This is a genomic window from Paraglaciecola hydrolytica, from assembly GCF_001565895.1.
GTDB classification, from domain to species: domain Bacteria; phylum Pseudomonadota; class Gammaproteobacteria; order Enterobacterales; family Alteromonadaceae; genus Paraglaciecola; species Paraglaciecola hydrolytica.
This window is the reverse complement of the sequence record NZ_LSNE01000003.1, coordinates 508541-523663: the sequence shown is the minus strand read 5'-3', so window position 1 is coordinate 523663 and position 15123 is coordinate 508541. Positions and strand designations below refer to the sequence as shown.

Annotated in this window: 12 protein-coding genes; 3 read left to right on the top strand and 9 right to left on the bottom strand. The window is 42.5% G+C overall.

The features are described from left to right. The first annotated feature begins 189 nt into the window (after nt 1-189). Nucleotides 190-2565 (top strand): phosphoenolpyruvate synthase, encoded by a 2376-nt coding sequence (gene ppsA / locus AX660_RS04870; RefSeq protein ID WP_068373339.1) that lies wholly within the window; start codon nt 190-192, stop codon nt 2563-2565. Nucleotides 2566-2660: 95 nt separating this feature from the next. Here ppsA and AX660_RS04865 read toward each other — a convergent pair whose 3' ends face one another. Then, nucleotides 2661-2882, bottom strand: a complete 222-nt coding sequence (locus AX660_RS04865; RefSeq protein ID WP_068375208.1) for a tellurium resistance protein TerC — start codon at nt 2880-2882, stop codon at nt 2661-2663. 337 nt (nt 2883-3219) lie between these two features. On the opposite strand from AX660_RS04865, the gene dld reads away from it, so the two are divergent. Next, on the top strand, nt 3220-4977 hold the full coding sequence (gene dld / locus AX660_RS04860) for a D-lactate dehydrogenase (protein ID WP_068373336.1): 1758 nt from the start codon (nt 3220-3222) through the stop codon (nt 4975-4977). A gap of 191 nt (nt 4978-5168) precedes the next feature. Here dld and AX660_RS04855 read toward each other — a convergent pair whose 3' ends face one another. From AX660_RS04855 to AX660_RS04825, 7 genes are all read right to left on the bottom strand, one after another. Continuing rightward, a complete protein-coding gene (locus AX660_RS04855; protein WP_068373333.1) occupies nt 5169-5627 on the bottom strand; it encodes a GNAT family N-acetyltransferase in 459 nt (152 codons plus the stop codon). Between the two features lie 13 nt (nt 5628-5640). Continuing rightward, nucleotides 5641-6789: a cupin domain-containing protein gene (locus AX660_RS04850; protein WP_068373331.1), complete on the bottom strand. Its 1149-nt coding sequence runs from the start codon at nt 6787-6789 to the stop codon at nt 5641-5643. Nucleotides 6790-6824: 35 nt separating this feature from the next. Next, on the bottom strand, nt 6825-8048 hold the full coding sequence (locus tag AX660_RS04845) for an adenylate/guanylate cyclase domain-containing protein (protein ID WP_068373327.1): 1224 nt from the start codon (nt 8046-8048) through the stop codon (nt 6825-6827). Between the two features lie 99 nt (nt 8049-8147). After that, nucleotides 8148-9524 (bottom strand): adenylosuccinate lyase, encoded by a 1377-nt coding sequence (gene purB, locus AX660_RS04840; protein ID WP_068373324.1) that lies wholly within the window; start codon nt 9522-9524, stop codon nt 8148-8150. Nucleotides 9525-9526: 2 nt separating this feature from the next. Further along, complete coding sequence (hflD, locus tag AX660_RS04835) at nt 9527-10177, bottom strand: high frequency lysogenization protein HflD (protein WP_068373321.1); 651 nt, start codon at nt 10175-10177, stop codon at nt 9527-9529. Between the two features lie 17 nt (nt 10178-10194). Continuing rightward, a complete protein-coding gene (gene mnmA / locus AX660_RS04830) occupies nt 10195-11352 on the bottom strand; it encodes a tRNA 2-thiouridine(34) synthase MnmA (protein ID WP_068373318.1) in 1158 nt (385 codons plus the stop codon). A 209-nt stretch (nt 11353-11561) separates the two neighbouring features. Then, nucleotides 11562-12182 carry a pseudouridine synthase gene (locus tag AX660_RS04825; RefSeq protein ID WP_082768739.1) on the bottom strand — a complete coding sequence of 207 codons (621 nt, stop codon included), beginning with the start codon at nt 12180-12182 and terminating at the stop codon, nt 11562-11564. A 447-nt stretch (nt 12183-12629) separates the two neighbouring features. On the opposite strand from AX660_RS04825, the gene AX660_RS04820 reads away from it, so the two are divergent. Continuing rightward, a complete protein-coding gene (locus AX660_RS04820; protein ID WP_068373315.1) occupies nt 12630-14855 on the top strand; it encodes an NADP-dependent isocitrate dehydrogenase in 2226 nt (741 codons plus the stop codon). A gap of 70 nt (nt 14856-14925) precedes the next feature. On the opposite strand, the gene AX660_RS04815 is transcribed toward AX660_RS04820, so the two are convergent. Then, on the bottom strand, nt 14926-15123 hold a 198-nt coding region (locus AX660_RS04815), incomplete at its 5' end, for a cold shock domain-containing protein (RefSeq protein ID WP_068373312.1).

The window sequence follows — 15123 nt, the reverse complement described above, 5'->3', positions numbered from 1 at the left end:
TTGTAATTTAATTACAGAAAAAATTAAATTTTACTTTGGTATGAGCAACATTCTAAAATCCCCCACGCAAAAAGCTAGCCTATTGAGAAATATATATTTTTCGACCAGAAAATTAAAATTCGTAAATCAGAAATTAGTTTTACGTAAAACGCTTAATAACCCTAAAAATTCATTTTGGAGACTGAAGGAATGCAAGAACACGTACTGTGGTATCAGCAACTAGGAATGGGCGATGTAGGTGTAGTGGGTGGTAAAAACGCTTCATTAGGTGAAATGATATCTAATTTGGCCAATGCCGGAGTGCAAGTTCCGGGGGGATTTGCCACCACAGCGAATGCGTTTAATTTATTTCTTGAGCAAAGTGGTTTGGAGCAACGTATCCACACCCTGCTCGATAGCCTCGATGTTGATGATATTCCAGCCTTAGGCAAGGCAGGAGAAACCATTCGTAATTGGATCATCGAAACCCCATTTTTACCCGAGCTTGAGCAAGCGATTAAAACGGCTTTTGAAACCTTGCAAGGTGAAGCTGGCGAGGAAGCTTCTTTTGCCGTGCGCTCATCAGCAACCGCAGAAGATATGCCCGATGCCTCGTTTGCTGGCCAGCAAGAAACCTTTTTGAATGTAAAAGGTTACGACGCGGTAATGGTGGCGATCAAACACGTATTTGCTTCCTTGTTTAACGACCGTGCAATTTCTTATCGTGTGCATCAGGGCTACGACCACAAAGGTGTCGCGTTATCGGCTGGTGTGCAGCGGATGGTGCGCAGTGATTGTTCTGCTTCCGGCGTGATGTTTTCTATTGATACCGAATCGGGCTTTGAAGACGTTGTTTTTATTACCTCGTCTTATGGTTTAGGCGAAATGGTGGTGCAAGGCGCGGTTAATCCTGACGAATTTTATGTACATAAACCGACTCTTGAAAAAGGCAAACCGGCGGTTGTGCGCCGCAACCTAGGTAGCAAGCTGGTTAAGATGATTTACTCCAGCGACATGAGTCATGGCAAACAAGTCGAAATCGTTGATAACGACTTAACTTTGAGCAAACAGTTTTCTTTAACTGACGACGAAGTCATGGAGCTTGCCAAACAGGCCTTAATCATTGAGCGCCATTATAAACGTGCCATGGATATTGAATGGGCCAAAGACGGTATAGATGGCAAGTTATATATCGTGCAAGCACGTCCTGAAACCGTGCGTAGCCGCGAAGATGTGCAAGTCATCGAACGTTTTCGTTTAAAAGGTGAAGCTAAAGTCGTGTGTGAAGGCCGCGCAATCGGTCACAAGATTGGTGCTGGTGTGGCTAAAGTTTTAGGCTCAGTGACGGAAATGGATAAAATTCAGCCGGGTGATGTATTGGTCACCGACATGACCGATCCCGACTGGGAACCCATTATGAAAAAAGCCTCGGCCATTGTTACCAATCGTGGTGGACGTACTTGTCATGCGGCGATCATTGCTCGTGAGTTAGGTATTCCTGCGGTTGTTGGCTGTGGTAACGCCACTGATTTGATCACCAATGGCGATCGAATTACGGTGTCTTGTGCCGAAGGTGATACCGGTTTTATCTACGGAGATGTATTAGGTTTTGATGTGGTGACATCAAGAATAGACGCCATGCCGCCAGTACCTTTAAAAGTCATGATGAATGTGGGTAATCCGGATCGTGCTTTTGATTTTGCTCGTTTACCCCATGAAGGTGTGGGTTTAGCGCGCTTAGAATTTATTATCAATCGCATGATAGGTGTGCATCCTAAGGCTTTGCTTAATTTTGATGAACAACCACAGGATGTTAAAGCTGAAATTACCGACATGATTTCGGGCTATACATCCCCTGTAGAGTTTTATATTGAAAAACTGGTAGAAGGTATATCAACTATTGCCGCGGCCTTTTATCCGAAAAAAGTCATCGTACGCATGTCTGACTTTAAATCTAACGAGTACTTTAATTTAGTCGGTGGGTTTCAGTATGAACCCCATGAAGAAAACCCCATGTTAGGGTTCCGTGGTGCTAGTCGTTATATTTCTGAGGATTTCCGCCCTTGTTTTGCGCTGGAATGCGAAGCCATTAAACGGGTGCGTAATCTTATGGACTTAACTAACGTTGAGATCATGATCCCCTTTATTCGTACTTTGGAAGAAGGTCAGCAAGTCATTGATTTACTGGCTGAAGAAGGTTTGGTACAAGGTGAAAATGGCTTAAGAGTGATCATGATGTGTGAACTGCCATCCAATGCACTGCTAGCTGATCAATTCCTTGATATGTTTGATGGTTTCTCTATTGGCTCTAACGATTTAACCCAGCTGACTTTAGGGCTTGATCGTGACTCAGGTTTGATTGCCCATTTGTTTGATGAGCGAAATCCTGCAGTCAAAGCCTTATTAGCCATGGCAATACAGGCTGCCAAAAAACGCGGTAAATACGTGGGTATTTGTGGCCAAGGCCCATCAGACCATGAAGATCTTGCCGCATGGTTAGTGGAGCAGGGCATTGATAGCGTATCGTTAAATCCGGATACTGTGGTTGAAACTTGGTTATATTTGGGCGAAAAGTTTAAACAGTAAAAGCGGTAATGATCTAATGAAACGAAAAATGGCTGACCGAGATTGTGTGCAATTAGGGGCAGCCATTTTTTTTGAGTGGAATAATCTGTTAGATCTTAGTTACCGAGTTTTCGGCGCAATAAATAAGCATCAAGTTTGCGGGCTGATTTGCTCATAGCGTTTTGGCAGTAACGTAAGGCTGTGCGCGCTTTGGGTAAGTCATAACTAAGCATCATCAGGCCAAGAATTAATACCAACATTGAACCTGGAATAATAAAAAATACAATGCCTACAAGAGCAAATAAGCCGCCTAATGCAATTCTGAATTTTTTCTTCATTTTGGTCTCAAATACAAAAGGATTTAGCGCAGTATAACAGTTGAACTTTTTGTCGCTCATTTCAGATGTTACAAACTATTTGTGAATATGCAGTAAACATGGCTTTGCCATATAACTTGTGATTATTGTGCCTAGCTAAAAATTTCTAAAATAGCCTAACTTCAATTCATCAACGCTTGTGGCATAAGGTATACTGCAGCAACTTTGTTATTTAACCGATATCCAAAATCATTGGAATTGCACGGCGGCGGCGAATGAGTCCAGCCTACAAAGGTGCAATTTCAAGAATGAAGGGTATATATGCATGTTAATCCCTATAGTCACCCAGAGAAGTCCTATGTCTGAACACGCCACCAATCATGCTCTTATTCAACAACTTAGTGCCGCTGTGGGGGCATCCTATGTGCTGACCGACAGTTCAAAAACCCAAGCTTACAGTAAAGGTTTTCGTTTTGGTTCAGGCGAAGCGTTAGCGGTTGTAAGGCCCGGCACTTTGCTTGAAATTTGGCAGGTACTACAGGCCTGTGTGGCGGCTGATGTTGCCGTTATTATGCAGGCTGCGAATACGGGATTAACGGGGGGCTCTACCCCAAATGGTAAAGACTATGATCGTCCTATCGTCATCGTTAGCACGATGCGTATTGATCAAATTCAATTAATTGATGATGGCAAACAAATTATCGGTTTGCCGGGTAGCACTTTATTTGGCTTAGAAGAGGTGTTGGCTCCTTATGGCCGCGAACCTCATTCCGTGATTGGTTCATCCTGTATTGGTGCCTCAATTGTGGGTGGTATTTGTAATAATTCCGGTGGTGCATTAGTGCAACGAGGCCCTGCCTATACCGAACTCTCTCTGTATGCGCAAATCGATCAACAAGGTGAGTTAAGCTTAGTTAACAATCTAGGCATTGAATTGGGCACTAGCCCAGAAGAAATTCTGACTAAGTTGCAAGGGCAACTTTATACCAAGGATGATGTGCAATTTCCGCAAAAACGCGCGTCGGATGATGAGTATCACCAACGTGTTAGAGATGTCGATGCCGCAACGCCATCGCGCTTTAATAATGATGGCCGTCGTTTATACCAATCTTCAGGTTGTGCGGGTAAGTTAGCGGTGTTTGCCGTGCGTATCGATACTTTTCCTATCGCCAAAAAGCAGCAGGTTTTTTACATAGGCACCAATGATGCTGACGTACTAACAAAAATACGCCGTGATGTATTGTCGAGTTTTAAGACCTTGCCTGTATCGGGCGAGTATATCCATCGTGATTGTTATGATGCGGCTAAAAAATATGGCAAAGACACTTTTGTGGTGATCGATAAGTTAGGTTCAGCTTATATCCCTAAACTGTTTGCGCTTAAACGCACGGTGGATCGCATCGCTGATAAGTTTAGTTTTTTGCCAAATAAAATGTCTGATCACATCATGCAGTACATGAGCTATTTATGGCCTAACCATTTACCTTCTAAGATGGAAGCTTATCGGGATAAATATCAACATCATTGGATCCTAGAGATGAACAACGATGGCGTTGATGAGGCTCGCGCTTACCTGCAAAGCTTTTTTAAAGAAAATGAAGGGGATTATTTTGAGTGTACGCCTAAGGAAGGCGAAAAAGCGATTTTGCATCGTTTTGTGGCGGGCGGGGCGATTGGCCGTTATCACATTATGAATAGCAAAAAGCTGGGATCATTGATGACCCTAGATGTCGCTTTACGCCGCAATGATACCCAGTGGTATGAAACCTTACCTGCTGAATTAGAAGAGCAAATGGCAGTCAAGTTTTACTACGGTCATTTGTTTTGCCACGTTATGCATCAAAACTATATTCTTAAAAAAGGTGTGGATGCCAAGGCCTTAAAAGAAAAATTATTGGCAACTTTTGATGAACGCCAAGCTGAATATCCCGCTGAGCATAATGTCGGGCATGAGTATTTTGCGAAAGCGGCACTGAAAGATTTTTATCAGGACTTAGATCCCACCAATACGTTTAACCCTGGTATAGGTAAAACCAGTAAGTTAAAAAATTGGGCTGAGGGTGGTTTAAAAGAACAGCCGGCTACAACAAGTTGTGGTTGTGGTACGAAAAAATAAGTTTAAACCCAAGCAACCTTTGTTGGCTACACTCACTCACCCTAATGACTTAGTGCGGTTAAGCTCATGGGGCTGAGCTCCCTTGCCTCCGTACAATTTCAAATATTTGGGGTATATATTCAGCAATTAAACGATAAAAGCCACTAGGGCAAATAAGATAATACGTAATTCTTAATCTGCCCTGGTGTGCCTTAGTGCGTTAATTCCACTCGACTGAGTGAAAAATTTGACAGGCTACATTGCATACCTTGACGTGGTATACCTGCATCCATAAACACCGAACCGACCGGTCGGAATCCCTGTTGTTGATAATAATCTACACCTTCCAACTCGCAATGCACTAATACATCCTGCAGACCAATTTGTTCTGCAATTTTAATCAGTGCGCTAAAGAGTGCTTGGTACAGTTCTGGCCCTCTATATTGAGGTTCAACCGCTATGCGACCTATTTCTCCTTGCGGAGTAATACGACCAGTCGCTACTTCTTGGTCGTTTTCATCGACCACCAATACGTGAAATGCTCCACTGTCTTGGTGATCAAATTCGTATTCCCATGGAATACGCCATTGGCAAACAAATACCTTTTCTCTTATCTTGCGAAGTTTGTGTTGCTCGTTTCCCCAGTCGACGTTTTTTACAATAAACGTCATAAAGTGACTCCGATTACTCAGGAAACCAATATCCTGAGTTAACAAGTGTAGTCAGGGTTTGTCTAAAAAATAAACAAATTTCCTGAGGCAGGCCATTTTCAGCGTTAAAAACAGCTGAATTCAGAAAATTTTGTACAAATTCCGCGGTATTTGCTGGGCAGTGGAAGGCTTGACCCTCAATATAAAATATAAAGTCACTGTTTTCAGCCTCTTGGCTTTCAATAAATATTGGCTTTATGCCCGGCTCACGTACAAAAGTTTGTCCATCAGCCAGTAATTCGCTAATTTCTTCCATGCTATAGGCTTCGCTGGGATCTTCTTCATCTTTGTTTGCGCGATTGTTGGTACTTAAGTATTCGGCTAACCATTGGCTGCAGTTTGGCGAATCAATAGCTTGGTGCAGCATCTGTTTAAACTGCGCAATTTCTTGCAGTTTTATAGAACTAGGATGCTTCCTTGGTGTGATTTTTTGATCCAAGTAGCGTTGAGTAAATAAGTTATTTTCAAGACTAAAGTCACTAAAAGACGATAGCAGTTCTTGTGCCGATGGAGCCCGAAAGCCAACCGAATAATTCATGCAATATTCCAGCGCAACACCGTTATGGGGATGATGGGGGGGGATATAAATAATGTCGCCGGGCTGCAATGCTTCGTCAATGATGGGTTCAAACTCAGTGATTTGTTTAAGCTCGGGGTGGGGGACTTTATTGCTATAATCGCCGGGCAAACCTATTTGCCAGCGCCTTGTACCTTTACCCTGTACGATAAATACATCGTATTGATCGATGTGGGGGCCAACCCCTGCACTTTCATTAGAAAAACTCACCATTAAATCAGTCATGCGCCAATGGGGGATAAACGAAAAAGCACGCATTAATTCGTCAGCTTCAGGTACATGTTGGTCAACCGCCTGCACTAACAAGCTCCATGCACCTTTACAGTGTTGATTAATATCCTCAAAGGGCCCGTGAGCAACTTGCCATTTTTTACTTTTTAAACTTATCACGCGGGAATCAATGTTTTCTTCGAGGGCGAGTCCAGCTAATTCGTGTTCATCCAGTGGATCTTGAAAATGGCTAAAACCCTGTTTAATTAATAGGGGCTTTTTTTGCCAGTATTCGCTTAAAAATACATCGACGTCGAAATTTTTAATTTGGTACATAGTTACTCTAATAAAAAATTTAATGTAATAAAGACTTAATATTTACGGCTAATTAACCAGTAAGTGGTGACTTGACCGACACCTTTGACTTCAATCTGCCCACGTTCTATAAAATTAAATAAATGTCGGGTGAGCTCAAAGGTTGCTTGTGTGGTTTGAATTTTATGACTCTCACCATGGCTCTGCATACGTGAGGCTAAGTTTACGGCTTCTCCCCACATATCATAGCTAAATTTGTTTTTTCCAATAACTCCCGCCACTACTTCACCACAGCCGATACCAATCCGTAGACCGGTTTGCAGCTTATGAGCCTCGCTAAAACGTTCGAATTCATCCTGCATATCCAGCGCACACTCGCAACATTGAATGGCATGTTGGGCGTTGGCATTGGGTAATCCACAGGCCGCCATATAGCTGTCTCCGTTGGTTTTAATTTTTTCTAATCCATAGTGCTGGGCTAATACGTCGAATTGGCAAAATAATTCATTTAACAAGGAAACCAGTTTTTGTGGATCCATGCGTTTACACAGTGGTGTGAAGTTTTGAATGTCAGCAAACAAGATGCTGGCCTGAGCAAAATAATCGGCAATTAAGTTAGTCGAATTTTTCAGACGCTGTGCGATGCTATTGGGCAAAATGTTTAGCAATAGCTGCTCTGAGCGTTTTTTCTCTAGGGCGAGCTTGTGCCAACTGCGCGCCACATTCTTTTGAATATGATAACTACACAGTACACAAGCTAAGGCTAATAAACAGGCACTGGAAAACTTGAATAGTTGTTGGGCTGCTGTGTGATCTTGCAAATCAAAAAGCTGATAATAAATCTCGGTACTCATAAACAAAATAATAAAGAGCATGGAATAAAACCATTTTAAACGGCTTTCTGTTTCGATGAAAAAGAAGGGACAGCACACCACAGCCAGTAAGTAGAAAAAATGGATATACAGGTTAATTTCCCATAACCAACTGGTGGCAAGAAGGTTAGCTATGTAGATGGATATTAAGACTATTTTTGCGAAAGTGTATTTTGCCTGATGATTTAATAAAGGCACGAGACAGAGCAAAACGATGCTCACGCTACTGATCACAAATTGGCTGCTGCCAGTGTCTTGCCAAAACCACAATGCACCAGGGATTTGACAACACGACACCACAATGATCAGAAAAGCAATAATGTTGGTAAGACGTACCGGTGTGAAGTATTCATGTGGATAGCGTGCGATACCTGAGCGCACCCATATCTTTAGACATTGTTTGAGCATTTTTAAATCCCTTTAAAAAACCAATGGCGTGACTAAGTGTAGTCAACGCCATCGTTTTGCGGATTTAATTTTTACCGAAAAAATAAATTAATTTTAAGCTTATTTACTTTCAAGCTGTTCAACAAAAGCAATGGCTCTACCAATATAATTGGCTGGCGTGACGCCTTTTAGTTGTACTTTTACGTTTTCAGGAAGTTCCAACGAATCAATAAACTCCGCCATGATCTGCTGGTTGACTTTTTTGCCACGAGTTAACTCTTTAAGTTTTTCGTAAGGCTTTTCGATACCATGACGGCGCATCACAGTTTGTACCGGCTCAGCTAATAATTCCCAGTTATTGTCTAGTTCAGCCAATAAACTAGGGGCATTAACTTGTAATTTGCTGATCCCTTTAAGTGAGGCCTGATAAGCGATAACAGAATAGGCTACACCCACACCAAGATTACGTAGAACAGTAGAGTCAGTTAGATCGCGCTGCCAACGTGACACAGGTAGTTTAGCGGCCAAATGACTGAACATGGCGTTGGCTAAACCTAAGTTACCTTCAGAGTTTTCAAAATCTATGGGGTTAACTTTATGTGGCATGGTAGATGAGCCAATCTCACCGGCGATGGTTTTTTGCTTGAAGTGACCTAAGGCAATGTAACCCCAAACGTCACGGTCAAAATCTAACAAAATTGTATTAAAACGCGCGATGGCATCAAACAATTCGGCAATATAGTCATGAGGTTCAATCTGAGTGGTAAATGCATTCCACTCAATACCTAAGCTAGTGACAAACTCACCCGCAAAGCTATGCCAATCAAATTCAGGATAAGCCACTAAGTGAGCATTGTAGTTACCCACGGCACCGTTGATTTTACCCAGCATCTTAACAGCAGAAATTTGCTCACGCTGACGCTCCAAACGGATCATCACGTTAGCCATTTCTTTGCCCATGGTGGTCGGCGTAGCGGGTTGTCCATGGGTTCTAGCCATCATAGGTACTGCTTTAAGTTCAATGGCTAAACGTTTGATTTCGTTAATTAACTTATCGCAATATGGCAGGATAACTTCATTACGCGCTTCATTTAACATCAGTGCATGGGATAAGTTATTTATGTCTTCTGAGGTACAAGCAAAGTGGATAAATTCGTTAACTGCGTGTAATTCAGGGTGGGCCGCCACTTGCTCTTTTAAGAAGTATTCAACCGCTTTAACGTCGTGATTAGTAGTACGTTCGATATCTTTAATGCGCTGGGCATCAGCCTCACTAAAATTATTGGCGATGCTGTCTAGTACTTCGTTAGCACTTTGACTAAAGGCTGGCACTTCGCCAATGCCTTGTGCGGCAGCCAGGGTTTGCAACCAACGAACTTCGACAATTACGCGATACTTCAACAAACCAAATTCGCTAAAGATCGTTCTTAATTCAGCGGATTTATCCCCATAGCGCCCATCGATAGGCGAAATTGCAGATAATGCGGATAAGTTCATGTTCACTCCTGGTTTGCGGTTGTCGTTTGAGTTAAAGCGGATTTGGCAGCACTTAAGATGCTCTGCCGACTAAATAGAATTTGGCGACGTTTGCCACCTAGTTGCCGCCACAATACGGCAGCGCGTAGTCCGGCTAGTAAAATTGCGCGAACTTTGTGTTGATTGTCGCTGCGTTTGAGTAAAGCGGGGCTGCCGGCAATTTGAATTTTACGGGCTACAGGACTGATAACGTCACTATAAATGGCCGCTAGATTACTGAGCATTTGTGAATCTAGTAAGTCCATATGTAATTGCTGGCGCTGAATTTGGCTAATACGTTCACCCAGTTGTTGCATCACTTTGCCGTTGCTGGTGACTTTTCTTTCTAGCGCTAAGAGATTTGCAACATAACGAGTTATTTCGACATCTTTGGCTTTGTCATCATGACCTAGTTGCTTTAGTAAGGTACTAAAACCCAAGTTTAATTGCTCAACTGAGCCAAAAACGTCAAGGGTTGCAGATGAGTCGGTGATGGCAATGCTGCGAATACTGCATTCAAATGCCTGATGATCCATCTCGCCAGAACGAGCAATTTGTTTAACTAAGGCCGCAGCCTGACAAACTGCCGCTAGCGCCAGATGGCGTGAATGATATTGTTGATTTTCAGTTTGCATAATTTTTAGTTAGCATATTAGCGCAAGTAATTCTCAATAATGCCGCCACCTAAACAAACCTTGTCGAGGTAGAAAACGGCTGACTGTCCAGGAGTAACAGCTTTTTGGGCTTGATCAAATAGTACTTGCAAAGAGCCATCTGCTAATACAGTAATTTGACAATCTATATCGGTTTGGCGGTAGCGGGTTTTTACCACGCAGCGCATCGACTCTTTAGGGCCTACACGATCGACCCAATGTAATTGATTGGCAATTAATCCTTTTGAATAGAGTCTGGGGTGGTTTGCACCTTGACCAACAATAAGGACATTACGTGCCACGTCTTTATCCACTACATACCAAGGATCTTCTGCATAATCTTTTAAACCGCCGATCAATAAACCCTTACGTTGACCTAATGTGTGATACATCAAACCATCATGACGACCGATTACTTGGCCTTCGGCGGTTTCGATGTCACCTGGCTGAGCAGGGAGATACTGACCTAAAAAGTCTTTGAATTTGCGTTCTCCAATAAAACATATGCCGGTACTGTCTTTTTTGTCGTGGGTGACTAAGTCTTGCTCTAAAGCAATACGTCTCACTTCTGGTTTTTCTAAGTGACCGATAGGAAATAGGGTTTGGCCTATATGCTCATGAGACAAGGTATACAAAAAATAACTTTGGTCTTTGTTGCCATCTAAGCCACGTAACATTTGCCATTGGCCCGATACGTCTGAGCGTTGCACATAATGGCCTGTGGCAATGTAATCTGCGCCTAATTCTTCGGCGGCAAATTCCAAAAAGGCCTTAAATTTGATTTCTTTATTGCACATGATATCGGGATTGGGGGTACGACCTGATTTGTATTCTTCGAGAAAATACTCAAAGACGTTATCCCAGTATTCTGCGGCAAAATTAATGGTGTGTAACTTGATGCCTAATTTATCAGCGACTGCTTGTGCATCTTTGAGATCGTCTGCTGCTGCACAATATTCACTGTTGTCATCTTCTTCCCAGTTTTTCATAAACAGGCCTTCGACCTGAAAACCCTGTTGTTGTAACAAATAGGCTGAAACAGAAGAATCGACACCCCCCGACATACCTACAATGACTTTTATGGTGCTATTGTCGGTTGCACTTGACTCTGATGCGTTGGAGTCTGAAGGTGAATTAGTAGGCTTGGCGCTGAGCATATAAACAGTAATTTTGCAGTCTTAAAAAATGGACGCGAAGTCTAGCAAAAACTAGCGCTTAAATCACCCCGAGAATTAATCTCAATAGGCTTTAAAAGTGAATTACTTATGCTTATATCGCTATGTGTTATTCATGAATAAACGAGCTTCGTGTTCTTATTATTCAAACGGCTTCGCGTTATTTATTTAAACCGCTTCGCGTTACTTATTTAAACCACTTCGCGGTAGTGCCCATTTGCAATACCCTCAATATTCCAATCACCAATACTGTAGCGGATAAGGCGCAGGGTAGGGTAGCCAACATGGGCAGTCATTCTTCTGACTTGGCGGTTTCTGCCTTCAGTCAGTGTAATCGCCAACCAAGAGGTTGGGATAGCTTGACGAAAACGTACAGGAGGATCACGTTGCCATAGTTGTGGCTCGTCAATTTGCACTATTTTGGCGCGTTTAGTCATCCCATCGTTAAGTTCAACACCATTTTGCAAGGCCTGAATAGCCGGTAAATCGGGTATGCCCTCCACTTGCACCCAATAGGTTTTAGCGGTTTTAGTCAGGGGCGAGGCGAGTTGATGTTGTAATTTCCCGTCATTAGTCAGGACCAACAGGCCTTCGCTGTCGCGGTCTAAACGTCCTGCTGCATATATATTTTCGATGGGTATAAAATCTTTAAGGGTTTGCCGACCCGCCTGATCGGTAAATTGAGTTAATACATTAAAGGGTTTGTTAAACAGCACGATTCGCCGAGGACTAGTCACGTTTTTATTATTACTAGCTGCACGGCGGTGGTTTGGCTTAGTGCCCTGACTTGTTTTGACTTGTTTAGATAACATATTAATAACTGAGTTCTAATTGAGCTAACGATCAACTGATAGTTTATTTTAAGTGTGCTTACAATATTATACCCAAACCACTTGAAAATGCAGGATTCAGTGAGAATTTAAACTCACCGGCACGGCGCTTGTGAGTGAAACTTACTTCGGTGTTGAACTGATTTGAAAGGGTAATGCCATTCCTGCATCTGTTCACCTAGAATAAAGTCCCTTCAGAAACGCTGAAACTCGCATTTCCAAGTGGTTTGGGTATTTTATGCAAGCAAAACTTGTACTTAACTTACAAGCCCAGTTATTATTTACAGGTTGTTTAGGCTGCTTTTGTATTAAAACAACTTTTACGTGAGCAGAAACGCTTTTATGCAATCACAAGGGATTATTTAATAATTGCCTTGCGTGTGCCTGTTTTTACCATGGTAGTGCTCTGCCAATTACAAGAGGTTTACAATGACGACTTCCAAGTCAAAAATTATCTACACAAAAACTGATGAAGCACCAGCATTAGCAACGTATTCATTTTTGCCAATTATTCGTAGTTTTGCTGCAACGGCCGGGATAGAAATCGAATTAAGTGATATTTCTCTGGCGGCTCGTATTTTAGCAACTTTTGCCGACTATCTACCTGCCGAACAACGTGTAGCAGATGCCCTTAATGAGTTAGGTGAATTAACGCAAAATCCTGATACAAATATTATCAAATTGCCTAACGTTAGTGCCTCAATTCCTCAGTTAAAAGCGGCGATTAAAGAATTACAAGCCAAAGGTTTTGCTTTACCTGAATACCCAGAAGACACCAGCACGGCTGAGCAAAAAGACATATTAAACAAATATGGCAAAGTACTAGGCAGTGCGGTTAACCCGGTACTGCGCGAAGGTAACTCTGATCGCCGTGCTCCAGTTGCCGTTAAAAATTATGCTAAAAACAACCCACATTCAATGGGTAAGTGGAGCCAAGCTTCACAGACTCACGTAGCACATATGCGTGGTGGTGATTTTTATTCGGCTGAAAAGTCAGTGACTGTGGCCAAAGCTGGCCATGTCAGAATCGAATTTACCGATGATGCGGGTAAAGTCACTGTACTAAAACCTAAAGTAAGTTTGCTTGCCAGTGAAGTGATTGATGGCATGTTTATGAGCAAAAAGGCCTTATGTAAGTTTTTTGAAGAGCAAATTGAAGACGCCAAAGAAACGGGCGTATTGTTCTCTTTGCATGTTAAAGCCACGATGATGAAAGTGTCTCACCCCATCGTTTTTGGTCACTGCGTTAAAGTCTTTTATAAAGACTTATTTGAAAAACATGCTGCTTTGTTTGAAGAGCTAGGTGTTAACCCCAACAACGGTTTAGGTAGCGTTTACGACAAAATCGCTAGCTTACCTGAGTCACAACGTTCTGATATTCAAAAAGATATTAACGCTTGTTACGCAGATCGCCCACCGATCGCGATGGTTAACTCTGATAAAGGGATCTCAAATTTACACGTACCTAGCGACGTGATCGTTGACGCATCTATGCCAGCGATGATCCGTAGCTCAGGAAAAATGTGGGGGCCAGACGGCAAAGAGCACGACACTAAAGCAGTTATCCCAGAAAGTACATACGCTACGATTTATCAGGAAGTGATCAATTTCTGTAAAACCTATGGTGCATTTGATCCAAGGACTATGGGCACAGTGCCAAACGTTGGTTTAATGGCGCAAAAAGCCGAAGAGTATGGCTCACACGACAAAACCTTTGAAATTAAAGGTAATGGTACAGTGAGAATTATCGACCAAGACGAAGTAGTACTGATTGAACATAAAGTCGAAGACGGTGATATCTGGCGTATGTGTCAGGCCAAAGACGAACCAATCCGTGATTGGGTAAAACTTGCTGTTACTCGTGCTCGTCAATCTGGTATGCCTGCAATTTTTTGGTTAGATGATGAGCGTGCTCATGACATTCAGTTAATAGCCAAAGTGACAGAATATCTAAAAGACCACGATACTAATGGTTTAGATATTTCTATTATGGCACCAGTGCGCGCCATCCGTTACACCATGGAACGTTGCATTCGTGGTTTAGATACAATTTCGGTTACTGGTAACGTATTGCGTGACTATTTAACCGATTTGTTCCCCATTCTTGAATTGGGTACCAGTGCCAAAATGTTGTCCATCGTGCCTTTGATGGCCGGTGGTGGTTTGTTTGAAACCGGCGCGGGCGGCTCTGCACCAAAACATGTGCAACAGTTTGTTGAAGAAGGGCATTTACGTTGGGATTCACTCGGTGAATTTTTAGCGCTAGCTGTTTCTTTAGAAGATTTGGCAATTAAAACTGACAATGCTAAAGCTAAAGCCTTAGCGGTTGCATTGGATCAAGCCACTGAAAAACTACTGACCAATAATAAGTCTCCACTGCGCAGAGCAGGTGAGCTGGATAACCGTGGCAGTCATTTTTATTTGGCGATGTATTGGGCTGAAGCATTGGCTACTCAATCTAAAGATGCACAACTGGCTGCTACCTTTGCCCCAGTTTTTGCAACGTTAAGTAACAATGAGGCCAAAATTATGGCTGAAATTGATGCGACTCAAGGCAAACCGGCTGACATCGGTGGATATTATTATCTAGATGATAAGTTGGCGACTCAGGCTCTGTGTCCAAGTGCAACCTTAAATGCGGCATTAATATTTTAATTATATTTAAATGTTATAACACAAAAAAAGCAGACTCTTGAGTCTGCTTTTTTATGAAATTGTCAATTTGTTAGCGTTCAGGCTCGCTGTTAAAGTCTATGTTTTCAGCGTGTAAGCCTTTTGGGCCTTGCTGCACATCATACTTTACTTCTTGTCCCGCTTTCAGAGAGCGATAGCCCTCCATCTGGATTGTGGAGTAATGTGCAAATATATCTTCACCACCATCATCCGGAACAATAAAGCCGAACCCTTTTGCATTATTGAACCA